This window comes from Dechloromonas sp. ZS-1 (assembly GCF_039649255.1).
Classification (GTDB): domain Bacteria; phylum Pseudomonadota; class Gammaproteobacteria; order Burkholderiales; family Rhodocyclaceae; genus Azonexus.
Window position 1 is genome coordinate 1 of record NZ_JBDIYD010000007.1, and the last position, 26669, is coordinate 26669.

22 protein-coding genes and 1 tRNA gene are annotated in these 26669 nt (G+C 62.9%); 6 read left to right on the plus strand and 17 right to left on the minus strand.

The features are described from left to right. Positions 1 to 270: 270 nt before the first annotated feature. The 6 genes from AACO21_RS10450 to AACO21_RS10475 form a co-directional block, all read right to left on the minus strand. Positions 271 to 1260 carry a DUF3330 domain-containing protein gene (locus tag AACO21_RS10450; protein WP_010792470.1) on the minus strand — a complete coding sequence of 330 codons (990 nt, stop codon included), beginning with the start codon at positions 1258 to 1260 and terminating at the stop codon, positions 271 to 273. Then, positions 1257 to 1493: a broad-spectrum mercury transporter MerE gene (merE, locus tag AACO21_RS10455; RefSeq protein WP_003090697.1), complete on the minus strand. Its 237-nt coding sequence runs from the start codon at positions 1491 to 1493 to the stop codon at positions 1257 to 1259. Before merE ends, AACO21_RS10450 begins: the two co-directional genes overlap by 4 nt. After that, positions 1490 to 1855, minus strand: coding sequence for a mercury resistance co-regulator MerD (merD, locus tag AACO21_RS10460; RefSeq protein ID WP_003090698.1), 366 nt, complete (start codon positions 1853 to 1855; stop codon positions 1490 to 1492). Before merD ends, merE begins: the two co-directional genes overlap by 4 nt. A 17-nt stretch (positions 1856 to 1872) precedes the next feature. After that, positions 1873 to 3558: a mercury(II) reductase gene (gene merA, locus AACO21_RS10465; protein WP_003090700.1), complete on the minus strand. Its 1686-nt coding sequence runs from the start codon at positions 3556 to 3558 to the stop codon at positions 1873 to 1875. A 71-nt stretch (positions 3559 to 3629) separates the two neighbouring features. After that, positions 3630 to 3905 (minus strand): mercury resistance system periplasmic binding protein MerP, encoded by a 276-nt coding sequence (gene merP, locus AACO21_RS10470; protein ID WP_000732290.1) that lies wholly within the window; start codon positions 3903 to 3905, stop codon positions 3630 to 3632. Positions 3906 to 3920: 15 nt separating this feature from the next. Beyond that, positions 3921 to 4271 (minus strand): mercuric transport protein MerT, encoded by a 351-nt coding sequence (locus AACO21_RS10475; protein ID WP_001294666.1) that lies wholly within the window; start codon positions 4269 to 4271, stop codon positions 3921 to 3923. Between the two features lie 71 nt (positions 4272 to 4342). On the opposite strand from AACO21_RS10475, the gene AACO21_RS10480 reads away from it, so the two are divergent. Then, positions 4343 to 4777 carry a mercury resistance transcriptional regulator MerR gene (locus AACO21_RS10480; RefSeq protein ID WP_000414383.1) on the plus strand — a complete coding sequence of 145 codons (435 nt, stop codon included), beginning with the start codon at positions 4343 to 4345 and terminating at the stop codon, positions 4775 to 4777. A 54-nt stretch (positions 4778 to 4831) separates the two neighbouring features. Further along, entirely contained in the window at positions 4832 to 5179 is a 348-nt protein-coding gene (locus AACO21_RS10485; protein WP_346192464.1) for an HD domain-containing phosphohydrolase, read from the plus strand. A gap of 4 nt (positions 5180 to 5183) precedes the next feature. Here AACO21_RS10485 and AACO21_RS10490 read toward each other — a convergent pair whose 3' ends face one another. Continuing rightward, entirely contained in the window at positions 5184 to 6413 is a 1230-nt protein-coding gene (locus tag AACO21_RS10490; RefSeq protein ID WP_346192465.1) for an NAD(P)/FAD-dependent oxidoreductase, read from the minus strand. A 79-nt stretch (positions 6414 to 6492) separates the two neighbouring features. Next, positions 6493 to 8547: an excinuclease ABC subunit UvrB gene (gene uvrB, locus AACO21_RS10495; protein WP_346192466.1), complete on the minus strand. Its 2055-nt coding sequence runs from the start codon at positions 8545 to 8547 to the stop codon at positions 6493 to 6495. 82 nt (positions 8548 to 8629) lie between these two features. Here uvrB and AACO21_RS10500 point away from each other — a divergent pair, with 82 nt between their 5' ends. Further along, on the plus strand, positions 8630 to 9835 hold the full coding sequence (locus AACO21_RS10500; protein WP_346192467.1) for an amino acid aminotransferase: 1206 nt from the start codon (positions 8630 to 8632) through the stop codon (positions 9833 to 9835). A 96-nt stretch (positions 9836 to 9931) separates the two neighbouring features. Here the strand turns inward: AACO21_RS10500 and AACO21_RS10505 are convergent, their stop codons facing one another. Then, complete coding sequence (locus AACO21_RS10505) at positions 9932 to 11623, minus strand: AsmA-like C-terminal region-containing protein (RefSeq protein ID WP_346192468.1); 1692 nt, start codon at positions 11621 to 11623, stop codon at positions 9932 to 9934. Positions 11624 to 11694: 71 nt separating this feature from the next. On the opposite strand from AACO21_RS10505, the gene AACO21_RS10510 reads away from it, so the two are divergent. Beyond that, positions 11695 to 11770 (plus strand) — tRNA-Asn (locus AACO21_RS10510). A 60-nt stretch (positions 11771 to 11830) separates the two neighbouring features. On the opposite strand, the gene AACO21_RS10515 is transcribed toward AACO21_RS10510, so the two are convergent. Then, positions 11831 to 12346, minus strand: coding sequence for a superoxide dismutase family protein (locus AACO21_RS10515; RefSeq protein ID WP_346192469.1), 516 nt, complete (start codon positions 12344 to 12346; stop codon positions 11831 to 11833). A 101-nt stretch (positions 12347 to 12447) separates the two neighbouring features. On the opposite strand from AACO21_RS10515, the gene moaA reads away from it, so the two are divergent. Further along, on the plus strand, positions 12448 to 13518 hold the full coding sequence (gene moaA / locus AACO21_RS10520) for a GTP 3',8-cyclase MoaA (protein WP_346192470.1): 1071 nt from the start codon (positions 12448 to 12450) through the stop codon (positions 13516 to 13518). An 8-nt stretch (positions 13519 to 13526) separates the two neighbouring features. Then, a complete protein-coding gene (locus AACO21_RS10525) occupies positions 13527 to 15401 on the plus strand; it encodes an EAL domain-containing protein (protein WP_346192471.1) in 1875 nt (624 codons plus the stop codon). 156 nt (positions 15402 to 15557) lie between these two features. On the opposite strand, the gene typA is transcribed toward AACO21_RS10525, so the two are convergent. The 7 genes from typA to AACO21_RS10560 all read right to left on the minus strand — a co-directional run bounded on the left by typA (position 15558) and on the right by AACO21_RS10560 (position 26554). Next, a complete protein-coding gene (typA, locus tag AACO21_RS10530) occupies positions 15558 to 17402 on the minus strand; it encodes a translational GTPase TypA (RefSeq protein ID WP_346192472.1) in 1845 nt (614 codons plus the stop codon). 432 nt (positions 17403 to 17834) lie between these two features. Beyond that, positions 17835 to 18233 (minus strand): group II truncated hemoglobin, encoded by a 399-nt coding sequence (locus tag AACO21_RS10535; protein ID WP_346192473.1) that lies wholly within the window; start codon positions 18231 to 18233, stop codon positions 17835 to 17837. Between the two features lie 15 nt (positions 18234 to 18248). After that, positions 18249 to 20561: a YgiQ family radical SAM protein gene (locus tag AACO21_RS10540; RefSeq protein ID WP_346192474.1), complete on the minus strand. Its 2313-nt coding sequence runs from the start codon at positions 20559 to 20561 to the stop codon at positions 18249 to 18251. A gap of 83 nt (positions 20562 to 20644) precedes the next feature. Continuing rightward, positions 20645 to 23131, minus strand: coding sequence for an FtsX-like permease family protein (locus AACO21_RS10545; protein ID WP_346192475.1), 2487 nt, complete (start codon positions 23129 to 23131; stop codon positions 20645 to 20647). A 67-nt stretch (positions 23132 to 23198) separates the two neighbouring features. Next, on the minus strand, positions 23199 to 24560 hold the full coding sequence (radA, locus tag AACO21_RS10550) for a DNA repair protein RadA (RefSeq protein WP_346192476.1): 1362 nt from the start codon (positions 24558 to 24560) through the stop codon (positions 23199 to 23201). Positions 24561 to 24563: 3 nt separating this feature from the next. Next, entirely contained in the window at positions 24564 to 25655 is a 1092-nt protein-coding gene (gene alr / locus AACO21_RS10555) for an alanine racemase (RefSeq protein WP_346192477.1), read from the minus strand. After that, entirely contained in the window at positions 25652 to 26554 is a 903-nt protein-coding gene (locus tag AACO21_RS10560; RefSeq protein WP_346192478.1) for a LysR family transcriptional regulator, read from the minus strand. Before AACO21_RS10560 ends, alr begins: the two co-directional genes overlap by 4 nt. Positions 26555 to 26669: the final 115 nt, after the last annotated feature.

Sequence of the window (26669 nt, forward strand, 5' to 3'; positions counted from 1 at the left end):
ACCATTTCGCAGCAGCCGCCTGATCGGCGCAGAGCGACAGCCTACCTCTGACTGCCGCCAATCTTTGCAACAGAGCCTCCGTCGCCATGCTCACCTCGCTTTGGTGCACACGAGTATTGAGCATAGTCGAGATTGGTGCAGATCACTTCTGATATTGAACTGTCAGGAGCTGGCTGCACAACAGCCATTACGCCCAATCAACTGGTGCAGTCGTCTTCTGAAAATGACAGTTGCTGGGTGGCTTCTCCTGACATCAGGATAGGGTATGCCTCAGTCTGACAGTGATGAGTCGCAGGCGTTCGGATCGGCATCGGTTTCGCTCCCGGTCTTGGCGCGCGCCTGGAAGCGCTGATAGCACTCCAGCCCGCAGAAGTGCTCGACGTATTCCGCGCCTTCCGGGGTGAAGGCGGCATCGAGCGGGATTTCCTTGCAGCACACGCAGCAACTGGTGGCAGTCGGATCATTTGCATTCATGGTGGCACCCCTCCATTGACTGACGAAGACGGCGAATGCCGCCGCCGGCATCGGCTTGGCGAACAGGAAGCCTTGTCCTGTGTCGCAGTCCGCTTGTCGCAACAAATCAAGACTCGCCGATGTTTCCACGCCTTCGGCCACTACTTCCATGCCAAGCCCATGCGCAAGCTGAATCACGGTGCGCACGATGGTCTGGTCGCGGTGGTCGTTGGCGAGTCCGGCGACAAACGATTGGTCGATCTTGAGCGTGCTGATGGGGCAGCATTTCAGGTGTTGCAGGCAGGAATAGCCGGTGCCGAAGTCGTCGGCGGCGAAGCGCACACCGATCTGTCGCAAAGCTTCCAGGGCGGGGAAGATCGCCGGATCACCGAACGCAACCGATTCGGTCAGCTCAATTTCAAGATACGCGGCGGGCAACCCGGCATCGGCCAGCACGCCCTTTACCCACTTGTCGAAATCTGGCCCCACTTGGCTCGCCGCAACATTGACGGCCAGCCGGAACGGTTGCCATGCCAGCACCCGCCAGTCGCGCATTTGACGGCAGGCTGCGCCCAGCACCCATGCGCCGATTTCCGGCATCAGGCCGGACGATTCGATCACGGGCAGGAACTGGCCCGGCGGCAACAGTCCGAGCGTCGGATGACGCCAGCGCAACAGGGCTTCCGCGCCGACAATCTGCTCACTGCGCAAATCGACAATCGGCTGGTAGTGCAGCTCAAGCTGCCCGCGCTCGACCGCCTGCGCCAGTTGCGCCACTGTCCATTCAATTGGCTGGGAAGCGCTCATGATCGACCTCTGAAGGCCCGCAGCAGCCGCGTCACAGACAGGACAAACAAGCCGGTCAGCGTGAGGGCTGCAATACCCCAGTGCTCGCCGATGAACGCGCCGGCCGTCGTGCCGGCCAGCACAATGGCGAGAATCGGCAAATGACAGGGACAGGTGAGCACCGCCAGCGCACCCCACAGGTAGCCGGTGAACGGCTTGTGTGTCTCGGTCGGCAAGCGCTCGGGGCTGTTCATGGCAGACTCTCCGCTTGCTGGGCCGGCGCGGTCGGCATCGCGGCCAACTGCACTTCCAGATCGGCCAACGCTTCGCGTCGGCGTTCGACGAACTGACTCAGCACGGCAAGCTGTGCGGCTGTTTCATCGCAGTCCGCCGCATCCAGCGCCCGGCACAACCGCGCCAATGCGTCCAGGCCGATGCCCGCCTCAAAAGCGGCCCGCACAAAGCACAGCCGCTGCAAGGCGGCGTCATCGAACAAGCCGTAGCCGCCCGTGGTGCAGGCGACTGGCCGCAGCAATCCGCGCAGCAGGTAGTCGCGCACGATATGCACGCTCACCCCGGCCTCAAGGGCCAGTCGGGACACTGTGTAGGCGTTCATCGAACACCTCCTTTTCCTTATCCGGCGCAGCAGGACAGTTGCTTCACGTCCTTGCTGAAGGTCTGCGCCGCGAGCTTCAAGCCCTCGACCATCGTTAGGTAGGGGAACAACTGGTCGGCTAGTTCCTGCACCGTCATGCGGTTGCGAATGGCGAGAACAGCCGTCTGGATCAGTTCGCCCGCTTCCGGGGCCACCACCTGTACGCCAATCAGCCGTCCGCTGCCTTCCTCGATGACCAGCTTGATGAAGCCGCGGGTATCGAAGTTGGCGAGCGCACGCGGCACGTTGTCGAGCGTCAGCGTGCGGCTGTCGGTTTCGATGCCATCGTGGTGCGCTTCCGCCTCGCTGTAGCCCACGGTCGCCACTTGCGGGTCGGTGAACACCACGGCCGGCATCGCGGTCAGATTGATGGCGGCGTCGCCGCCGGTCATGTTAATGGCCGCACGAGTGCCGGCCGCTGCCGCCACATAGACGAACTGCGGCTGGTCGGTGCAGTCGCCGGCCGCGTAGATGTTCGGGCTACTGGTGCGCATGCCCTTGTCGATGACGATGGCCCCCTGCGCATTGACGGCTACCCCCGCCGCTTCCAATGCCAGGCTGCGCGTGTTCGGTGTCCGGCCGGTGGCGACCAGCAGCTTGTCGGCGCGCACTTCGCCCTGTCCAGTGGTCAGCACGAATTCGCCGTCCACATGGGCGACTTGGCTGGCTTGCGTATGTTCCAGTACCTTGATTCCTTCGGCACGGAAGGCGGCTGTGACGGCCTCGCCGATGGCAGGGTCTTCGCGGAAGAACAGCGTGCTGCGCGCAAGGATCGTGACCTGGCTACCCAGCCGGGCGAAGGCTTGCGCCAGTTCCAGCGCCACCACCGACGAGCCGATGACGGCCAGGCGTTCGGGAATGGTGTCGCTGACCAAGGCCTCGGTCGAAGTCCAGTAGGGTGACTCTTTCAGGCCCGGAATCGGCGGCATGGCCGGACTGGCACCCGTGGCGACCAGGCAGCGGTCGAACATCACGACGCGCTCACCACCCTCGTTCAAACTAACGATAAGGCTCTGGTCGTCCTTGAAACGCGCTTCACCGTGCAGAACGGTGATGGCTGAATTGCCGTCCAGGATGCCTTCGTACTTGGCATGACGGAGTTCTTCGACACGGGCCTGCTGCTGGGCCAGCAGCCGCTCGCGCAAGATCGTCGGCGGTGTGGGTGGCATGCCGCCGTCGAATGGGCTTTCCCGGCGCAGATGGGCGATGTGGGCGGCGCGGATCATGATCTTGGACGGCACACAACCGACGTTGACGCAGGTGCCGCCGATGGTGCCGCGCTCAATCAGCGTGACCTGCGCGCCTTGCTCGACGGCCTTCAGTGCTGCCGCCATCGCGGCTCCACCGCTGCCGATCACGGCGACTTGCAACGGGCGCTCGCCGCCGCTGCCCTTGTCGGCGGCACCCATCCAGCCGCGCACCTTGTCGAACAGCCCAGTGCGGTTGTCGGTCGGCGGGGCATCGGCGAGCATCGCTTTGTAGCCCAGGCCAGCCACGGCGGCGGTCAGTGCGTCCGGCGCTGTGCCTGGATCAAGGGCGAGCTGGGCCGCGCCCTTGGCATAGGACACTATGGCAGATTGGACGCCGGGTACTTTTTCCAGCGCTTCCTTGACGTGCGCCGCGCACGAGTCGCAGGTCATGCCGGTGATTTTTAGATGGGTCATGCGACAGATCCTTTTTCGTTTGTGGTAGCAGACAAGGGCGTCAGATGTGCTGCGCTGCCGTTTTCAGTGCCTCACTTCTTGACGCTGGACGGATAGCCTGCGTCTTCGGTGGCCTTGGTCAGCTTCTGCACGCTGGTCTTGGCATCATCGAAGGTGACAACCGCTTCGCGTGTCTCGAAGGTCACGTTAACTTTGCTGACGCCTTCGACCTTGGAAATCGCCTTCTTGACGGTGATCGGACAAGCGGAGCAGGTCATGCCCGGTACGGACAGCGTGACGGTCTGGGTGGCGGCCCACACGGGGGCAACAACGGCAGCGATGGCGAGAGAGGCAAACAGTTTTTTCATGATGAACTCCTGTGATTAATAGAAAAATGGCATGACGTAGGGAAATCCGAGCGCGACCAGAACCAGCGCGGCCACGACCCAGAAAATGAGCTTGTAAGTAGCGCGCACTTGGGGAATCGCACACACATCCCCTGGTTTGCAGGCTTGCGCCGGTCGGTAGATGCGCCGCCAGGCGAAAAACAGCGCCACCAACGCCGCGCCGATGAAGATCGGGCGATAAGGTTCCAACACCGTCAAGTTGCCGATCCAAGCGCCGCTGAACCCCAGGGCGATCAGAACCAGCGGCCCCAGGCAGCAAGCCGAGGCGAGGATGGCGGCTAGCCCGCCAGTGAAGAGCGCCCCGCGCCCGTTTTGAGGTTCAGACATACGCTTGTCCTTTCAAATCTGGATTGGATAGCTTAAGCTTACTTCCGTACCAATGTACGGAGTCAAGCGATATGGAAAAAAATTTGGAGAATCTGACTATTGGCGTTTTCGCCAAGGCGGCCGGGGTCAACGTGGAAACAATCCGGTTCTATCAGCGCAAGGGCTTGTTGCCGGAGCCGGACAAGCCCTATGGCAGCATCCGCCGCTATGGCGAGGCGGATGTGACGCGGGTGCGCTTCGTGAAATCAGCCCAGCGGCTCGGATTCAGCCTCGACGAGATCGCAGAGCTGCTGAGGCTGGATGACGGCACCCACTGCGAGGAAGCCAGCAGCCTGGCCGAGCACAAGCTTCAGGACGTGCGCGAAAAAATGACCGACCTGGCGCGCATGGAAACCGTGCTATCCGAACTTGTGTTCGCCTGCCATGCGCGGCAAGGGAACGTTTCTTGCCCGCTGATTGCTTCGCTGCAAGGGGAGAAAGAGCCGCGTGGTGCCGACGCGGTGTAGCCGAGGGTAGTTACGCCTTAGCGTGCTTTATTTTCCGTTTTCTGAGACGACCCCATGAAGACCCATGCCCAGATCGGGGCGGAAATCATCGGGGATGACAGCTCTGACATCATGCGTCTGGCTGCCCTGATTGCCCTCACCCATCACGAAAAATGGGATGGCAGCGGCTATCCGCAAGGCTTGGCGGGAGAAGCCATTCCGCTGGAGGCGCGGATCGTGGCGATTGCCGATGTCTTTGACGCCCTGACCAGCGCCCGTCCTTACAAGGCCGCCTGGTCAATCGAGGCTGCGCTGGAGCATATCCGCAGCAATGCGCGGACGCACTTCGACCCCATTCTGGTGGCGCTGTTTCTTGAAATCGTGCCGGATATTCTCGCGGTGCGCGAACGCTATCTGGATTAAGTACTCAGGCGAATTGCCCGGCCACCCAGCCGGACGACCAGGCCCACTGGAAATTGTAGCCCCCCAGCCAGCCGGTCACATCGACGACTTCGCCGATGAAGTACAGGCCCGGCACCTCCTTGGCGGCCATGGTTTTCGAGGACAGCGCGTCGGTCGACACGCCGCCGAGGGTCACTTCTGCCTTGGCAAAACCCAGCGTCCCGGCCGGCATCAGCGTCCAGCCGTTCAGGCGCTCGGCAACAACCTGCAACTCCTTGTTCGACAGCTCGCCGATCGGGCGCGACACAAAACGTTCGCTGCCCAGCAAGGCACACCACTCATGCGCAAAGCGCCGCGGCAGGCGTTCGGCCAGCAGATTGGGCAAATGGATGCGGCCCTGCCGGTGTTCGCACAACCAGGCCGCCGCGTCGACACCCGGCATCAGATCGATGGATACCGGACGCCGCTTTTCCTGTCCGCCCCGGGCGTAGGCCTGCATCTGCCAGTAACTTGAAATCTGCAGGATGGCCGGTCCGGAGAGGCCGCGATGGGTGATCAGCACGTTTTCCCGGAAGGCGGCCTCATCGAACTGCGCCCGGGCATCCAGCGTGGCGCCTGCCATGTCTTTCAGCGGGGTCAGAACTTCCGGCGCCAGGGCCAGCGGGACCAAGGCGGGCTGCGGGGCGATCACCGGCAAGCCGAACTGCTCGGCCAGCTTGTAACCAAATGGCGTGGCACCGATCTTGGGAATGGCCAGGCCTCCGGTGGCCACCACCAGCGACTGACAGCGAATGGTGCCGAGATCGGTCGCTACGGCAAAACGCGGGGCCGCTGCATCATCCGTGGCCAATGCAGTGACGCTATGCACCGCGCAGCCCATACGACGCTGCACCCCGGCATCGTCACAGGCATCGCGCAGCATGTCGATGATGTCTTCGGCGGACTCATCGCAGAACAACTGGCCGTGCTCGCGCTCGTGATACGGGATGCCACGCCGCTCGATCATCTCGATGAAATCGTATTGCGAGAAACGGGCGAGCGCAGACCGGCAGAAATGCGGGTTTTGCGACAGGTAGTTGTCCGGGCTGACCGTGCGGTTGGTGAAATTGCAGCGCCCGCCGCCCGAAATCCGGATGCGCTCGCCGAGCTTCTCGCCGTGGTCGATCAGCAGCACGCGCCGGCCGCGAAAGCCCGCCTGGGCCGCGCACATCATGCCGGCAGCACCGGCGCCAATGATCAGAACATCGGTCAGCATCAGGAATTACGCAGGGCCAGGGAGAAAGGGCGCGGATTTTAGCATCCGCCGACGGTCGACCGTCGGAAAGGCCCCTTTTTCAATCGGCGTCATGCACCGATGCCCCGAAGGCCCGCTCGCGCAGCTTGAAGAGTTCGTCGCGCGCCGCCGCCGCCTGCTCGAATTCGAGATTCTTCGCATGGTCGAGCATGGCTTTTTCCAGGCGCTTGATTTCCTTGGCCAGCGCCTTTTCGTCCATGACCTCGTAGCGCGCTGCCTGCTCGGCTGCCTTGCGTTCCTTCTGGGCGCTTTCGGCATCGTAGACGCCGTCGATGATGTCCTTGATCTTCTTGGTCACGCCGCGCGGAACAATCCCGTGCTCGGCATTGAAAGCCAGCTGCTTTTCCCGGCGACGCTCGGTTTCGGCAATGGCCCGGTGCATCGAATCCGTGACCTTGTCGGCGTACAGGATGGCGGTGCCGTTCAGATGCCGCGCCGCCCGCCCGATGGTCTGGATCAATGAGCGTTCGGAACGCAGGAAGCCTTCCTTGTCCGCATCGAGAATGGCGACGAGCGAGACCTCCGGGATATCCAGGCCTTCCCGCAACAGGTTGATACCGACCAGCACATCGAACTCGCCCAGGCGCAGATCACGGATGATCTCGACACGCTCCACCGTATCGATGTCGCTGTGCAGGTAGCGCACCTTGATGCCGTTATCGGCCAGGAAGTCGGTCAGATCCTCGGCCATGCGCTTGGTCAGCGTCGTCACCAAGACCCGCTCCTGGACGGCAATGCGCAGGTTGATTTCACTCAGGAGATCGTCGACCTGGGTCGACGCCGGACGCACGATGATGATGGGATCGACCAGACCGGTCGGCCGTACCACCTGCTCGACCACCTGCCCGGCCCGCTTCTTCTCGTAATCGGCCGGTGTCGCGGTGACGAAGATGGTCTGACGCAGCAAATCTTCGAATTCCTCGAACTGCAAAGGCCGGTTGTCGAGGGCCGAAGGCAGCCGGAAACCGTAATCGACGAGGTTTTCCTTGCGCGAGCGATCGCCCTTGTACATGCCGCCGACCTGACCGATGGTGACGTGCGACTCATCGATGAACATGATCGCATCCTGAGGCAGGTAGTCGATCAGCGTCGGCGGCGGTTCGCCGGCCTGACGGCCTGAGAGATGGCGGGAGTAGTTTTCGATGCCCTTGCAGAAGCCGATCTGATCAAGCAACTCAAGGTCGAACTTGGTGCGCTGCTCGATGCGCTGCGCCTCAACCAGCTTGTTGTTTTTAGAAAAATGATCGACGCGCAGGCGCAGTTCTTCCTTGATCGCCTCGATGGCGCGTAGCACCGTGGCGCGCGGCGTCACGTAGTGCGAGGCCGGAAAGACCGTGAAACGGAGCGCCTTGTGCAGCATCTGGCCGGTCAACGGGTCAAAGAATTGCAGCGCCTCGACCTCGTCGTCGAAGAGCGAGATGCGGATGGCGTGTTCGGCGTGTTCGGCCGGAAAAATGTCGATCACATCGCCGCGCACGCGGAAAGTGCCTCGATGGAAATCGAGTTCGTTGCGCTCGTACTGCATGGCGGTCAGGCGCTTGATGATGTCGCGCTGGTCCATGCGGTCGCCGACGCGCATGGTGAGGATCATGTTGTGATACTCGTCGCGGTCGCCGATACCGTAAATGCAGGAGACCGAGGCCACGATCACGACATCGCGCCGTTCAATCAGGCTCTTGGTGGCCGAGAGCCGCATCTGCTCGATGTGGTCGTTGATCGCGCTGTCCTTCTCGATGAACAGGTCGCGCGACGGTACGTAGGCTTCCGGCTGGTAGTAGTCGTAGTACGAGACAAAATACTCGACCGCATTCTCCGGGAAGAACTCCTTGAACTCGGAATACAGCTGGGCGGCCAGCGTCTTGTTGTGCGCCAGCACCAGCGCCGGTCGACCGCTCTGCGCGATCACATTCGCCATCGTGTAGGTCTTGCCCGAGCCCGTGACCCCGAGCAGGGTCTGAAAGGCGAGGCCATCCTCCAGGCCTTCCGTCAGCAGGCGAATCGCCTCAGGCTGATCGCCGGCGGGTGGAAACGGCTGATGCAGACGAAATGGGCTGTCCGGATACGTCACAACCTGGGGTGCGGTGGTTTCACTCATGCTAGAATTTTGCGGTTTTGTCAGCGCAACACTCCTGTCGCGCGTTATTGTCAGTTTGTCCCTATTATTCCACGGAGTTCCTATGTCCTCTTCGATCTTTGCAGCGGTGGAAATGGCCCCGCGCGATCCGATCCTCGGCCTGAATGAAGCCTTCAACGCCGACACGCGCGACACCAAGGTCAACCTCGGCGTTGGCGTCTACTTTGACGACAACGGCAAGATTCCGCTGCTGGCCGCCGTCAAGGCCGCCGAAGAGACCCGTCTGAAGGCCGCCCCGCCGCGCGGCTACCAGCCGATCGAAGGCCCGGCCGCCTACACCGGCGCCGTTCAGAACCTGCTGTTCGGTCAGGGCTCCGACCTGCTGGCCGCCGGCCGCGTGATCACCGCCCAGGCCATCGGCGGCACCGGCGCCCTGAAAATCGGTGCTGACTACCTGAAGCGCCTGAACCCGGATGCCAAGGTTTACATCTCCAACCCGTCCTGGGAAAACCACCGCGCTCTGTTCGAAGCCGCCGGTTTCATCGTTGAAGACTACGCTTACTACGATGCCGCCACCCGTGGCGTGAACTTCGCCGGCATGGTTGCCGACCTGAACAAGATGGCCCCGGGCTCCGTCGTGCTGCTGCACGCCTGCTGCCACAACCCGACCGGCGCCGACATGACCGACGCACAGTGGGCTGAAGTCGTTGGCATCTGCAAGGAACGCGGCCTGGTCCCCTTCCTCGACATGGCTTACCAGGGCTTTGCCGACGGTATCGATGCCGACGCCGTTGCCATCCGCGCCTTCTCCGCCTCCGGCCTGCAGTTCTTCGCCTCCAGCTCGTTCTCCAAGAACTTCTCGCTGTACGGCGAGCGCGTTGGCGCCCTGTCGGTGGTCACTGCCTCCAAGGACGAGTCGGCCCGCGTCATGTCGCAAGTCAAGCGCGTCATCCGCACCAACTACTCCAATCCGCCGATCCACGGTGCCGCCCTGGTCTCCGGCGTGCTCGCCTCGACCGAACTGCGCGCCCAGTGGGAAGCCGAACTGGCCGGCATGCGTGACCGCATCCGCGCCATGCGTACCGGTCTGGTCGACGCCATCAAGGCCACCGGCTGCGCCCAGGACTTCTCCTTCGTCGTGCAACAGCGCGGCATGTTCTCCTACACCGGCCTGACCGCCGCTCAGGTGGAACGCATGAAGGACGAGTTCGGCATCTACGCCGTGTCCACCGGCCGCATCTGCCTGGCTGCGCTGAACAGCAAGAACATCGATTACGTCGCCAAGGCCATCGCCGCCGTGACCAAGTAATCTGCTGCACGCCAGCATGAAAAAAGCGGGGATTTCCCCGCTTTTTTTACGTCGACCGTCGGACGGTGCCGGGCCGGTCGGTGCGCGTCAACGCGCTTATTTGCTTCCGCTGGCCGTCAGATCCGGCAGGCGACCGGAGACCGCCACATTGGCACGGAGCGATGACAACGTCGAATGGATGGTCACGTTGAACTGCCCGTCGATGGCGCCGCTGCCACGATTGGCGGAGGCCTGACCCGAAGCGTTGAAAATACCGGACGCCACCTGAATATTGCGGAAGCTGACCAGGTTGGGCTGCACCGTCACCTGCGTGCGCAAACGCTCAAACTTGGTCGCACCACCCCGCACCGGCGCACTCCCGCTCCGCCGTGCCGCCTCGCCAAGATCGACTCCGTGCAGGACGCCATTCTGCACATCCACATCCAGGGAGGCCTCCAGCTGAGACAACATGCTGTCCGCAGAGCGACCTTGCCCTGACAGGCGAAGTACGCCGGACAGCGGACCATCCATCCGCAATCCCGGTGCGAAAGCCGCAGCAATCTGACGCGGGTCAAGCATGCTCAACCCCGCATCAGCCCGCATTTGCACGCCATTCGACCAATCCAGTTGCCAGGCGCCCTTGACGCCACCACCGAGCATGCGCAGATCGACTTCACTCAGACTGAGTTGCCCGGCCTGCAATGTTCCGCGTGCGCGAATGCTGTCCAGACGGGGAATCGTCTCTGCCGGCCGCCAGCCATAACCCTCGAACTGCACCGTGAAGCCGTTGCCGCTGGGTGCGAGATTCGCCGTCAGGACACGGTCAGCGGTGTACAAGGTCAGCGCCTCCAGGCGTCCGGCGGTCAACGCGAATTCCCCCCCCAATTCACCGGGCGACATCCCGGCCGCATCGATGCGCAGGTCACGCAGCACCACCTGATCGATACGGAAAGCGTTCCCGGCAAGCGGCATCCCCCGCAGCAACGGCAGGCTGAGCAAGCGATCCACGGGAAACCGGATCTGGCTGGCTTCCAGCTTTTCAATCCGACGATTGTTCGATCCCAGCAGGGACCAGGGCGAGGGAATCCGCAACTGCCCGACCAGCGGTTGGGTGTCTTGACCGAGCGTCATGTCATGCACAACCAAGACCGGTTTCGGCAGAATCTGCAGTTCGACTTTGCGGAAACGCACCGGTTGCTGCAAGGCATTGCTGACAGCCTGCTCCATGCCAGGACGAAGGCTGTCGTACGGATAAAAAACCACAGCCAAACCGGCCAATACAGGCAAGCCCAGGACACCGCCGGCGATCACCTTGCCCCAGGGAAAGGCGCGCTTTGCAGCAACGGGCGGCTCATTGATCGGTGCAGACGGGGCCTTCGGGCGTTCCTTGCCTGCCCCGCCGGACTGCTCCCCCTCCAGGGTCGGCAATATGGGTTTGCCGAATGTGGAAAAAGCGCTCGCCGACGATAAGGACCGATGTCCGGGATTGCCCAGAATGGACGCCGGACCTGGATTCGGAAAACGTGACATCACGGATGGCGGAAACTGGCTCTCCCGGATTCGGCGCGTGGCTTCCCAGACCTCGCTGGCAATGCTCACCGGTGCGATGAAGCCACCGCGCTCCAGCGCGCGAATGGCCTGCTCGACCAATGAGCGGTTGCCGATCTTGTCGCCCAGTTCGCCCACGGAAAGCTTGCCATCCACCTGCACCAGCACCATGCGCAAATTACGGTCGACCACATGCGAGCTTTGACGAACCGCTTCGTCCCCGCTGGGTGTCTTGGCGTAAATCTGTTTTTGGAAGTCCATGGGGCGCTATTATAAATTGTAAAAAGGCGCTTGACTGAATTTCTGTGCCTAACTATACTGCGCGCCTCTGTTCCCCGATAGCTCAGTCGGTAGAGCGCCGGACTGTTAATCCGTAGGTCCCTGGTTCGAGCCCAGGTCGGGGAGCCAAAGAACAGAAAAAGGCCCGCTTTTGCGGGCCTTTTGCATTTCTGGTTCAGCTGCCTCACATCAACGCAGCGTAATCACGCCACAGGCCTGGCGTGCCCCGGAGTTGCCGGTCGGCTGCGTTTTGAAATCATCCGGCGCGGCATGCACGATGATGCTCAAGCCCTTCAGAGCACTCATTTCCAACCCATCCAGATAGGCCGTCAGGCGCGCGAGGCCCGTGCTGTCAGCAATCAATTGCGGCATGTCGCCGGCGTGATGCTGCGCGGTATCGGGATGGCCGTGATGCTGGCCATGCGGGTTGTAATGGCCGCCCGCACTCGTGCCATCCGGCGCGGAGCAATCCCCTTTCTCGTGGATATGGAAGCCATGAGCACCCGGCGTCAGGCCGGACACTTCCGCAACCACACGGATTTTCTTCCCGGCCTGCGTAAAACTCACCGTACCGTTTGCAGTATTGCCGGCCGTCGGTTTGAGCTGTGACTCTGCGCGCTCCGGCGCGCTACCGACGAAGCCACCGCGGCATCCTGCAAGCGCCAGCATGGCAACAAGCAGGCCGAAAGAAATGCGCTTTTTCATTTTTGATTTCTCCACTTGTGTGTTGGGGATAGGGTGACGATAATCAATATCATTCGATGATCGATACCCTATTCTGATCTGCTCCCACGCGCACCGCAACCATGCACAATGAAACACTGATGCCGGAAAACACACCGGCGGGCATGAACGATTTCAAACCGCAGGTCAGCCCTGAGGTTCGCCATGAGGCGGGCGCGCTGGTCGACAAATACGGCCGCCGCATTACCTACGTCCGCCTCTCGATCACCGATCGCTGCGATTTCCGCTGTACCTATTGCATGGCGGAAGAAATGACCTTCCTGCCCCGGCATGAAGTGATGAATTTCGAGGAGTGCCTGCGTGTCGCCAAGGCATTTGTCAGTCTCGGCACCACCAAGCTGCGCCTGACCGGCGGCGAGCCCCTGGTCCGCAAGAATGTCATGTGGCTGATCGAGCGCCTGGGCGCCCTGCCCGGTCTGGACAATCTGGTGCTCACCACCAACGGCTCGCAACTGGAGCGGTTTGCCGCCCCGCTCAAGGCCGCGGGCGTCAAACGCCTCAATGTCAGCCTCGACACCCTGGACTCCGAACGTTTTCGCCAGATTACGCGGATCGGTGATCTGAACAAGGTATTGCGCGGGATCGATGCGGCGACAAACGCCGGTTTTACCCGAACCAAGCTGAATACCGTCATGATGAAGGGCGTAAACGACGATGAGTTCGTTACGCTGGTGCGCTACGCCGTCGATCACGGCCTCGATATTTCCTTCATCGAAGAAATGCCGCTCGGCGAAATTCACGGGCGCAGCACGACCTACATCTCTTCGGAAGAAACCCGGGAGCGCTTGGCAGAACACTTCGACCTGATTCCATCCACCGAATCCTCTGGCGGCCCTGCCCGCTACTGGCGCATCCCGGGCAGCGATAGCCGAATCGGCTTCATTTCCCCGCATAGCCACAACTTCTGCGACACCTGCAACCGGGTGCGGATCACCGCCAAGGGCGAACTGTATCCCTGCCTCGGCCAGAACGATGCCGTGAATCTCCTTGAGGTACTGCGCAGCGGTGCAGATGATGCTGCACTACGCCAGCGCATCATCGATAGCATGGGCATCAAGCCCTACGGGCATGATTTCACGCAGCAAATGGATGCACCTCAGGTCGTCCGCTTCATGTCCATGACAGGCGGCTGACACCCGCCATGATGACGCCGCTGCCATCCACCTCGCTACACCGACCGCGATGGATGTTGGCAGCCCTGGCCTTGCTGGCGATCAGCCTGCTGGCCACTATGCTGAACCCCATCACCCTGAGTTGGAGTCTGCTCTGGCTCTCGCTCGCAGCCCTGAGCACACTGGCCTTCATCGAGTTGCATCATTTTCGCTCAATCAAGCGGGCCTACCAGATGGCCATGCTGGCTGCGCATGACGGCTTCTGGGAGTGGAATCCCGTCACCAAAGAGTTGAAGGTGGGCCATCGGCTGCTGGAAATCCTGGGTTATCACGATGATTTCCTGAAGGACACCCACGCCTGGCTGCGGATTGTGCACCCGGACGACCGAGACACCTACAATCACGCCGTCTCCACACACCTCAAAGGCGAAACCCCCCACTTCTATTGCGAGTACCGCGTCCTGGCAAGCGATGGCCGCTATCGCTGGATCGCGTCACGCGGGCTGGCCGTTCGCAACCACAAGGGCGTCGCCTACCAGATGGTTGGTTCCGTGACCGATGTGACGGCCAAACGCCACTATCAGGAAGAGATGGAATTCCTGGCCCAGCACGACAATTTGACCGGCCTGCCCAACCGTCTGTTGCTCGCCCAGGACATGGGCTTTGCGCTGGAGCGCGCCCACCAGCGCCAGACACGAATCGCAGTGATGTTCCTCGACCTGGACCGTTTCAAGAACATCAATGACTCACTGGGCCACCGCGCCGGCGACCAACTCCTCCAACTGGTCACCCAGCGCCTCAAATCGCTGTTACCGACAGGCGCTCGCCTGTATCGCCAGGGCGGGGACGAATTCATCGTCCTGATCGACTCGAATGCCGGGCCGGAACTGGCCCTTTCGGTAGCCAGTGCCGTGCGCGAAGGGATCGGTCACCCCTTCAGCGGGGAACGCGGTGAGTTATTCACCTCGGTCAGCATCGGCATCAGCATTTATCCGGATGATGCGCAGGATGGCGGCACATTGCTCCAGCACGCCGATACCGCCATGTATGAAGCCAAGGCAGCGGGCGGCAACGCCATCCGTCTTCATCACAGCAGCATGGACATCCGGGTCAATCGCCGACACCAGGTGGAAGCCGGCCTGCGTCGCGCACTCGCCGAGAACCAGCTCTCCCTGTATTACCAGCCGCAAACCGATACGCGCGACGGACGCCTGTTGGGCATGGAGGCGCTGATCCGCTGGCATGACGGCACACAGCAGATTCCCCCCGATCATTTCATTCCGGTCGCTGAGGAATCCGGGCTCATCCTGCCCATTGGCGAATGGGTGATCGAGGCCGCATGCCGCCAGATCGCGACTTGGCGCCAGGCCGGTCACAACGCCCCGCCGGTGGCCATCAATCTGTCGCCGCGCCAGTTCTGGCGAGCCGGTCTGGCACAACACATTCTCGATGCACTGACATTACATGCCTTGCCGCCGGAATGCCTGAAGGTCGAGGTGACCGAGTCTGTCCTGCTGCATGCCGAAGCCGGGGCGCTGGGCGAGTTGCAGCAATTGCGCAACGCCGGGATTGCCATTGCGCTGGATGATTTCGGCACAGGCTATTCCTCCCTGGCTTACTTGCAGCGCCTTCCCGTCTCCACCCTCAAGATCGATCGCGCCTTCATCCGCGACATGACCGATGAAACCGGGCGCAATGCCAATCTGACCATGGTTGGCGCCATCATCACCATGGCGCACGGGCTGGGTCTCGAGGTAGTGGCCGAAGGCGTTGAAACGGAAACGCAGCGCACCCTGCTTGCCGCACGCCAATGCGACCTCATTCAGGGCTATCTGGTGAGCAAACCGCTACCCGCCGATGATTTTGCCCATCAATTTCTGGTCGACCGTCAGGCTCAGGGATAAACCAGGCAAAACCCCGGTGCATTCACCGGTTCACTGAAACGCCCCAGGAGCGTCAGCCCTGCGGCCAGGACAACAAAAAAGGCGATCCATCGGATCGCCTTTTTATGTTGCCGCGCCCATTCAACACAAGCGGGGCAGATCATGCCGGATACCTGATCAGGCGTTTTCGCGCAGGGCGCGCTTACGCTCGTTTTCGGTCAGGTGACGCTTGCGCAGACGGATGGACTTCGGCGTCAGTTCGACCAGTTCGTCGTCGGCGATGAATTCGACGGCGGACTCGAGGCTGAGCTGGACCGGCGGCACCAGGCGGACGGCTTCATCGGTACCGGAAGCACGCACGTTGGTCAGCTGCTTGCCCTTGATCGGGTTCACAACGAGATCGTTTTCACGGCTGTGAATACCGATGATCATGCCCTCGTACAGCTTTTCGCCCGGGCTGACGAACATGCGGCCGCGATCCTGCAGCTTCCACAGCGCGTAGGCCACGGCTTCGCCGTTGTCCTGGGAGATCAGCACGCCATTACGACGCTCGGCAACAGAGCCTTCCTTGACCGGGGCGTATTCGTCGAACACGTGGCTCATCAGGCCGTTACCGCGGGTCAGGTTCATGAACTCGCCCTGGAAACCGATCAGGCCACGGGCCGGAATGCGGTATTCGATACGGACGCGACCGCGACCATCCGGCACCATGTCCTGCAGCTCGCCCTTACGCAGGCCGAGGCTTTCCATGACGCCACCCTGGGTATCTTCTTCAACGTCGACCGTCAGCATTTCGTACGGTTCGCACTCGACGCCGTTGATCACCTTCTTGACGACGCGCGGACGACCGACGGCCAGCTCGTAGCCTTCACGGCGCATGTTTTCGAGCAGGATGCCGAGGTGCAGTTCGCCACGGCCGGCCACGTCGAACACGTCGCCGTTCGGGGTGTCATGCACGCGCAGGGCCATGTTGGTCAGCAGTTCTTTGTGCAGACGATCACGGATCTGACGGCTGGTCACGAACTTGCCTTCGGTACCGGCCAGCGGGCTGGTATTGACCATGAACTGCATGGACAGGGTCGGCTCGTCGATCTTGAGCAGCGGCAGCGCTTCCGGCTGATCCGGATCGGTCACGGTGCAGCCCAGCACGAGGTCTTCGATACCGGTGATCTGAACGATGTCGCCGGCCAGACCTTCGGCCATTTCAACCTTGTTCAGGCCCTTGTAGCCGAACACCTGACCAATCTTGGCCTTGATCGGGTTGCGATCGTGCTCGGCAGCCTCTTCATCGGTACCGAACATGACCATCACGTTCTGACCGGTCTTGACGCGGCCGCGGATGATCTTGCCCACGCCGATACGGCCGACGTAGGAGGAGTAATCCAGCGCAGTGATCTGCAGCTGTAGCGGCGCATCGACATCGGCATCCGGGGCCGGCACGTGGCGCAGGATGGTGTCGAACAGCGGCTTCATGTTTTCGCGCGGCTGGTCGAGTTCCATGGCGGCCCAGCCGTTCAGGCCGGACGCGTAAACGATCGGGAAATCCAGCTGTTCGTCGGTGGCACCCAGCTTGTCGAACAGGTCGAAGGTCAGGTTCACGGCGTTGTCCGGATCGGCGCCGTCACGGTCAACCTTGTTGACCAGCACGATCGGGCGCAGGCCCTGGGCCAGTGCCTTCTTCGTCACGAAACGGGTTTGCGGCATCGGGCCTTCAGCGGCATCGACCAGCAGCACCACGCCATCCACCATGCCCAGCACGCGCTCGACTTCACCACCGAAGTCCGCGTGGCCCGGGGTGTCGACGATGTTGATGTGAATGCCTTCGTACTCCACGGCGGTGTTCTTGGACAGAATCGTGATGCCACGTTCTTTTTCCAGGTCGTTGGAGTCCATGACGCAGTCGACCACCTGCTGGTGGGCGGCAAAGGTACCGGACTGGCGGAGCAGTTGGTCAACCAGCGTGGTCTTGCCGTGGTCAACGTGAGCGATGATGGCGATGTTGCGGATGGGGCGAACGGACATGGGTTTCGTAATTGGTCAAAAAAATCAAAGGCGTGATTCTACCATCCGGTGCTGCGGCGCAGCATCATTCCGGACCGAAGGCAATAAATAAATTTGTGTTTCATGCACTTACCGCGCAGGCTTCCAAATCGGGATCATTGGCGACGCCATCGCTGGCGCACGCAGCGAGTCGGGAGACACGAAAACAATCAATTATTTTAATTTCAATACATTATCGTTTGTATTGAATAATTTACATTAATTACAGCCGCACCCCAACGCTTGGCGGGCACGCCAGACAGCGCTGCATTACCGTGAGCGCATCATGGGTTCGCGCGTGGGCAACAGCGCAATGAAGGGCAGCTGCCGCAGGGGCGGACAAAGAAAAAGGGCCTGATTTGCGGCCCCTTTTCCGGATGCGTACTGCTGTTCCAAGCAGTCGCAGATGGAGACTCACCCCTCGCGGTTACGCATGAAATCGGCGGTGTTGAAGAAGTTGCCGATCAGGATCTTGCGGATGTTCTCTTCAATGCCGACATCCTCCATGGCCAGCACCATGCAGGCGACCCACTGGTCGCGCTCCTGGACGCCGATGGCGAAGGGCATGTGGCGGGCGCGCAGGCGCGGGTGGCCGAACTGCTCGACGAACAGGTCCGGGCCGCCGAACCAGCCGGAGAGGAACATGTAGAGCTTGTCGCGCGAGCTCTTGAGATCAGCCGGGTGCATCTCGCGCAGTTCCTTGAACTGGGGGGTGACGTCCATCAGTTCATAAAAACGGTCGCACAGGCGGGCGACGGTCGCTTCGCCGCCGATTTTTTCGTAGGTGGTGACGGTGTTCTGTTGTTCTTCCATGGTGTTCTCCGTGAATCAGGGCTTGCGCTTTTTGTTCTGCAGACCGGACGGCTTGCCGAAACTGCCGGCAGGACGACGCTCGGTGCCCGTCGGGCGGCTGCCCGGACGTTGCGGGCTGGCGCTGCGGCGATCGCCCGGGCGGGCATGACCCGTCCCCGGTTTTCCGCCGGTCGACGGCCGGGCCGGGGCGGATTTCGCCGTCTCGCGTGCATCGCGGGCGACCATGGCGGCGGCCTTGGCGCCGGTGCCGGCCGGCTGCCAGGCCGGGACCAGTTGTTTCTTGCCGTTGCCGATCAGGTCGGCACGGCCCATTTTTTTCAGGGCATCGCGCAGGAGCGGCCAGTTTTCCGGATCGTGATAACGCAGGAAGGCCTTGTGCAGCTTGCGCTGGATACCGTTGCGGACTGAACCGACGACTTCCCCGCCTTCGCGCTGCAGTTTCTTGAGCGGGTTCTTTTCCGTGTGGTACATGGTCGTCGCCAGCGCCATCGGCGTCGGCAGGAAGGTCTGGACCTGATCGAGGCGGAAGTTGTTCTTCTTCAGCCAGAGCGCCAGGTTCAGCATGTCCACATCTTCGGTGCCCGGGTGTGCAGCGATGAAGTACGGGATCAGGTACTGCTCCTTGCCGGCCTCGCGGGAGAAGCGGTCAAAGAGCTGCTTGAAGCGGTCATAGGTGCCGATGCCCGGCTTCATCATCTTGGAGAGCACACCCTGTTCGGTGTGCTCCGGCGCGATTTTCAGGTAGCCGCCGACGTGATGCTGAACCAGTTCCTTGATGTATTCCGGCGAGCGCACGGCGAGGTCGTAGCGCAGGCCGGAGCCGATGGTGATGCGCTTGACGCCCTTCACGGCGCGCGCCCGACGGTACAGCGAGATGAGCCGGGAATGATCCGTGTCCATGTTCTCGCAGATGTCCGGATAGACACAGGACAGGCGGCGGCAGGCCGATTCGATCTTCTCGTCCTTGCACTTCAGGTGATACATGTTGGCCGTCGGGCCGCCGAGGTCGGAGACCACGCCGGTAAACCCCGGCGTCTTGTCCCGCATTTCCTCAATTTCGCGGATGACCGAATCCTCCGAGCGGCTCTGCATGATGCGCCCTTCGTGCTCGGTGATCGAACAGAACGTACAGCCGCCAAAACAGCCGCGCATGATGTTGACCGAGAACCGGATCATTTCCCAGGCCGGGATCTTGGCGTCGCCGTAGCTCGGATGCGGCCGGCGGGCATAGGGCGACTCGTAGACGCCGTCGAGCTCTTCGGTCGACAGCGGGAACGGCGGCGGATTCAGCCAGACGTCACGTTCGCCATGGGCCTGCACCAGGGCGCGCGCATTGCCCGGATTGGATTCGAGGTGGAAGGTGCGCGAAGCGTGGGCGTAGAGCACCGGATCATCCTGCACCTGTTCGTAGGACGGCAGGCGGACGACGGTATGAGCGCGCAGGTTGCGGCGCGCCGCCAGGCGCTCGGCGCGCGGCATCAGGCGGATGGTCTGCTCCGTCGGCTTGCCGGCGGTCGACGCGCTGGCGCAGTCCGATTTCGCCGGGCTCTCTTCCATCGCGTACGGGTCCTTGTGCTGCATCAGCGGTCCCGGCGTGTCGACTTCGCTCGAATCCATGACCGACCAGTCCTCGCTCGGCAACCAGCCGGACGGCACCATGAAGGCCGTGCCGCGCAGATCGCGGATCTCCGACACCTTTTCGCCCTTGGCCAGGCGATGGGCAATCTCGACGATGGCGCGCTCGGCATTGCCGAAGACCAGCAGGTCGGCCTTCGAGTCCGGCAGCACGGAACGCCGCACCTTGTCGGACCAGTAGTCGTAATGCGCGATGCGGCGCAGGCTGGCCTCAATCGAGCCGATGATCACCGGCGTCCCGGGGAAGGCCTCGCGGCAACGCTGGGCGTACACGGTCACGGCACGGTCCGGACGCTTGTTCGGTTCGCCATTGGGCGTGTAGGCGTCGTCGGAGCGGATCTTGCGGTCGGAGGTGTAGCGGTTGACCATGGAGTCCATGTTGCCCGCGGTCACGCCGTAAAACAGGTTGGGCTTGCCCAGGCGGCGGAAGGCATCCGCCGAATTCCATTCCGGCTGGCTGATGATGCCGACCCGGAAGCCCTGTGCTTCGAGCAGCCGGCCAATCAGGGCCATGCCGAAGCTGGGGTGGTCGATGTAGGCGTCGCCGGTAATCAGGATGATGTCGCAGGAATCCCAGCCAAGCTGGTCCATTTCTGCACGGGACATCGGGAGGAAGGGCGCGGGACCGAAACGGTGAGCCCAGAACTTGCGGTACCCGAAAAGCGGTCGGGCGACTTGCTGAATTGAATCCATGGCGTATTTTACCTGAGGCAAACGGCTGCCGCGTGTGCGCCGCCGGGGTGAACGGGCCTTTGACTATCCGCGATACAACAAGTTCAGCCGCCCTGCCGCAAAACCTGCAAAGGCGGCGTTTCCAGGAGGCGCCCCAAGGCCAGCCAGCCGATCAGCGTGGACAAGAGCGCCCCGGCCACCAGCGCGCCGAGCAGCACGCCCGGCGCCAGCGGCAGATCCAGTTCGAACACCTTGCGGGCGATCAGATGCCCGGTCAGGCTGGCGCCCAGGCCAGCGATCAGCCCGGCCAGCGCCCCGCTCGCCGCCAACTCGACCAGCAAGGCCTGGCGCAACTGGCGGTGGCGCGCCCCGAGTGCGCGCAGCAGTGCAATCTCATGGCGGCGTTCGTCAAAGGCGCCGAGCAAGGCGGTGTACAGCACCAGCCCGCCCGCTGCCAGCGTAAAGAGGAACACGAACTGCACGGCCTGGGCGACCTGCCCCATGACCGCCTGAAACTGATCCACCAAGGCCGCCACATCGATCAGCGTCAGGTTCGGGAAGGCGCGCACCAAGGCCGTTGAGGCCGAAATCCGGGCGGCCGGCAGATGAAAACTCGTGATGTAGCTGGCCGGCGCGTCGTCGAGCGCCCCGGGCGAAGCGATCACGAAGAAATTGACCAGCATCGAGCCCCACTCCAGTTCGCGCAGGCTGGTCACACGCAGACGTTTTTCAACGCCGGCCACCGTAAATTGCAATTCGTCGCCCAAGGCAATGCCCAGCGTCTTGGCCAAGCCGGCTTCGACCGAAGCCTCCGCCGAGGCGGTTCTGCCAAACCATTGCCCGGCGCTGACCCGGTTGCCGGCAGGCAGTTCGGCGCGCCAGGAGAGATTGAATTCGCGCTCGATCAGCCGCTGCGCCCGTTCGTCCTCCGGAAAACTGGCCGCACTGACCGGTCGACCGTCGATGGCCAGCAAACGCGCCCGCACCATCGGAGAGAGCTCGGCAGCGATCCCCTGCCCGGCCAGCCAGTCCTGTACTGCCTGACGCTGATCGGGCTGGATGTTGATGGCAAAGCGGTTGGGCGCATCCGGCGGCAAGGCGTTTTGCCAGGTGTCCAGCAGTTGACCGCGGGTCACGGCGAGCAGCAGCAAAGCCATCAGGCCGATGGCCAGCGCCACCACCTGCAACACCGCCGAGGCTTGATGCCGGCCAAGGCTGGCCAGCCCCTGACGCCAGCCAAAGCCGCCGCCGCGAAGACGCACCAGTCCCGCCACCGCGCCTCGTGCAACGCCCCAAAAAACCAGCAAGGCGCCGGTAAAGCCCGCCGCCGCCAGCGCGCCCAGACGCAGATCACCGGCCAGCAGCACAACCAGCGCAGCGAGCGCGGCATAGCCCAGCCCGTAGGCCCCGAGCAAACCGGGCGCCGGGGCGCCCAGCTCGCGGCGCAGGACGCGCAAGGTCGGCACGCGGGCCAGTTGCAGCAGGGGCGGAAAGGCAAAGCCGAAGAGCAAGACCGCGGCGACTGCGCCGCCCCACAGCATGGGTGTCCAGCCAGGTGCGGGCAGGCTGAAGCCGGCCATGCGGCTCAAGCCGTCGGCCAGGACGGTTTGGGCCAGCGCGCCGGCCAGGCTGCCGAGCACGGCAGCCGCCAGCGCAATGAACACGAACAACCAGGCATGCAGACGCAGCACATCGGCCTGGGTGCAGCCCAGGCAGCGCAGGATGGCGCAGGCATCGAGGTGGCGTTGCAGGTAACGGCGCGTGGTCAGGGCGGTGGCCACGGCGGCCAGAATCACGGTGAGCACGCTGGCCAGACCGAGAAAGCGCTGCGCCCGATCCAGTGCGCTGCGGATTTCCGGGCGGGCATTTTCGAGATCTTCCAGGCGTTGACCGCGGGACAGGCGCGGTTCGAGCCAGCGTTTGAAAGCATCGGCCTCCGCCCCGGCGATCAGCCAGCGATGGCGCACGCGGGCACCAAAACCGTTCAGGCCGCTGTCGGCCAGATCGTCCACATGCATGAGCAGGCGCGGCGCCAGCGCAAAGAGGTTGAAACTGCGATCCGGCTCCTGCGTCAGGATGGCCCCCACGCGCAACGTGCGCCGCCCGACCTGCACCGATGCGCCCACCTGCACGCCCAACGCGGCCGCCAGCCGCTCATCCGGCCAGACTTCACCCGGGGCCGGGCTACGGTCGACGCTGCGCGTATGGCCATTTTCATCGCGGATGCCGAGTTGACCGCGCAAGGGATAACCGGTCCCGACGGCCTTGATGTCGGCCAGCTGCACGCCCTCTGCGGCCTGCACCATGCTCGGAAAGGTCTGCACCGGCACGGTCTGCAGGCCGCGTTGCCGCGCTTCGGCAATCACCGTTTCCGGCCAGGGCGTGTCCGAACTGATCACCAGATCGCCACCGATCAGGCGTTGCGCTTCCTGCACCAGGGCGAGCCGCACGCGGTCGCCAAGGAAGGCCACGGCGGTCACGGCGGCCACCGCCACCACCAGCGCGGCAAAGAGCAGGCGCAACTCGCCCGAGCGCCATTCGCGGCGCCCCCAACGCAGGGCAAAGGCAAAATCGGGGCCGTAACGGCTCATGCAGGCTCGCACTCCTGAAAACAAAGGGCCAGGGTCAGCATTTGACCGGCCCCGGCCACAAAGTTCGTCAGCTGAGTTCCCGGATGCGCGTCACGGCTTCTTCAACGCGGCGCACGGCAATGATCTCCATGCCGGGAATCGGCTGCTTGGGCATGTTGGCTTCCGGAATCAGGGCGCGGGTGAAGCCGAGTTTGGCGGCCTCTTTCAAACGCTCCTGCCCACGCGGCGCAGGACGGATTTCACCGGCCAGACCAACCTCACCAAAAACAACAAGTTTCGCTGGCAATGCCTTGTTTTTCAATGAAGATGTGATTGACAAAATCACAGCCAAGTCAGCCGCAGGTTCGGTAATTTTGACCCCGCCGACGGCGTTCACGAACACATCCTGATCAAAGCAGACAATCCCGGCATGCCGGTGCAACACCGCCAGCAACATGGCCAGCCGCTGGGCATCCAGCCCCACCGTCAGGCGGCGCGGATTGCCGTGGGCGGTATCGACCAGCGCCTGCACTTCAACGAGCAAGGGGCGCGTGCCTTCCTGCGTGACCATCACACAGGAACCCGGCACATCCTGCCCGTGCTGCGACAAAAACAGGGCGGACGGATTGCTCACGCCCTTCAAACCGCCTTCGGTCATGGCAAAGACGCCAAGCTCGTTGACTGCGCCAAAGCGGTTCTTGAAGGCGCGGATCAGGCGGAAGCTGGAATGCGTGTCGCCCTCGAAATAGAGCACGGTATCGACGATATGTTCGAGCACGCGCGGCCCGGCCAGGGCGCCATCCTTGGTCACGTGGCCGACCAGGATCACCGTGATGCCGTTGGCTTTGGCCAGCCGGGTCAGCTGGGCCGAGCACTCGCGCACTTGCGCCACCGACCCCGGCGCGCTGGAGAGTTGCTCCGACCACAGGGTTTGGATCGAGTCGATCACCGCCACCTGCGGCTTTTCAACCTGCAAGGTGCCGAGAATGCGCTCCAGGTTGATCTCCGCCATCAACTGCAGGCGGGTCGTATCCAGATTCAGGCGACGGGCCCGCAAGGCCACCTGCTCGCCCGACTCTTCGCCGGTCACATAGAGCACCTTCTGATCACGCGACAGGCTGGCGAGCGCCTGCAGCAGCAAGGTGCTCTTGCCGATACCGGGATCACCGCCGATCAGGACCACCCCGCCCGCCACCAGGCCGCCACCGAGCGCCCGGTCGAATTCGCCGATGCCGGTGGGAATGCGGTCTGCCTCGCGGGCTTCGATCTCGGACAGATTCTGCAGACGCGCCCCGGGGGCCAGCGCTTCAAAGCGATGGCCGCTGGCGGGTTTGTCCGCCAGGGTTTCGACCAGGGTATTCCAGGCGCCGCAGCCGGGGCACTGGCCCTGCCACTTGGGACTGGTTGCGCCGCACTCGGTGCAGCTGTAATGGGTTTTGGATTTGGCCATAAATCAGGCGTCGACCGTCAGCGGCACGCGGCGGGCCAGCGCGCAGAAAAGTTCATAGGAAATCGTGCCGGCGGCCGTCGCCACCTCATCGGCCGGCACCGTACCGGCAATGCCCTCACCCCACAGCGTGACCGGCGCGCCGAGGCCGGCTTCCGGGATGTCGGTGATGTCGCAGGCCATCATGTCCATGGAAACACGCCCCACCGTCTGCGTGCGCTTGCCCATCACCGCAAGCGGCGTGCCGCTCGGAGCGTGGCGCGGATAACCGTCGGCGTAACCGCAGGCAATGATGCCAATACGCATCGGACGGCTTGCCGTGAAGGTGCCGCCATAGCCCACGCGGTCGCCCGGCTGCAGGGTCTGCACGCCGATCAGGGCGCTCTCCAGTGTCATGGCGGGCTTAAGGCCGAGCGCTTCAGCGGAAGCGTCGGCAAACGGGCTGGCGCCGTAGAGCATGATGCCGGGCCGCACCCAGTCTGCGTGCGCCACCGGGTGGCGCAGGATGGCGGCGGAATTGGCCAGGGTACACGGCGCCTGCCAGCCGGCGGTCATCGCCTCAAAACGCGCCAACTGCCAATCAATGCCCCGTTCGCCATCGGCTTCGGCAAAGTGCGTCATCAAGGTGATGTCCGCATTCGGCATCTCGGCCAGCAAGGCACGTGCGGCGGGCAGATTGGCCGGCGTGAAGCCCAGACGGTTCATGCCGGTATTGAGTTTGACGCAGAGCGACAGCGCAGCCGTCTTGCCGACGGTGCTGACGATCATTTCCAGCTGTTCCAGGCAGTGGACCGCCGAGCTGATCCGATGCTCGACCAGCGCCCGCGCATCGCGCGTCGAGAAGATGCCTTCGAGCAGCAGGATGGGCTGGGTGACCCCGGCTTCACGCAAGGCAACCGCATTTTCGGTTTCCAGCAGCGCAAAACCATCGGCTTCGTCGCGCAGTGCTTCAACGGCGCGCCACTGGCCGTGGCCGTAGGCATCGGCCTTGATAACGGCCCAGGCACGGGCCTGCGGTGCTTTCTGCTTGGCCAGACGGTAATTGTGACGGAGCGCAGCCGGCGCAATGCGGGCGCGGATCGGACGGGAGACTTTCATACGGCGAGTTCTCGCAGCTTGTGGCGGGCGAATTCGATAAAGGTCGCCGTCAGGCGGGACTGAAAGCGATCCTTGGGGTGAATGAGATACAGGTTGCGCGTCAGCGGCGGCTGCAAGGGCACGGCCACCAGCTCACCCAATCGGGTTTCCTTGGCAACCACGGCGCGCGACACGATGGCAAAGCCCAGACCGGTCGCCACCACGCCCTTCAAAGCCTCCGGGCTACCCAGCTCCATCTGCATCTTGAGCTGTTCGACCGGCACCTTGTTGGCACGGAAATAGGCATCGGTGATCTCCCGCGTACCGGAGCCCGGCTCCCGCGAGATGTATTCATAGTCGGCCAGCTGGCGCGGCTTGACCGACTTCATCCCGGCCAGCGGATAATCCGGCGCACACACCGCTTGCAGCTCATCCTCGCAACAGACCTGGCTTTCCAGCCCGGCCAGCTTGGACGGCGCCTCGATCAAGCCGACATCGAGCGTCAGTTCCGACACGCGCGACTCGATACTCTCGGAATTGGCCACGATCAGGCGCGCCCGCACCTGCGGATACAGCGCGTTAAATTCACCCAGCACCCGCGGCAGCATGAACTCGGCAATCGTCGTGCTTGCGCCCACCAGCAAGGGCCCGCGCATCTCGCCGGTCATCTCGCCGATGCGCGTATCCATCTCGTCGGACAAGGCCAGGATGCGCTCGGCGTACTGCAAGGCCACCTCGCCCGCCGGCGTCAGCGCAATGCTGCCGTGCCGCCGCTCGAACAGGCGCGTGCCGTACTGCTCCTCCAGCTGCTTGACCTGAAAGGTCACCGCCGGCTGGGTCATGAACAAGGCATCCGCCGCCCGCGTAAAACTGAGGTGTTTCGCCACCGCGTGAAAAACCTGGAGGCGCCGGTCCGCCATGGATGCTCCTTGCCTGAAGGGTCAGCGCAGCCGGTGCTGCGCGGGAAAAGGAGGATTGTAAGGCAGGCGGGGGGTGGGTGTTGATCTTCTGAAGAGGGACTTCTCTGATTGCTTC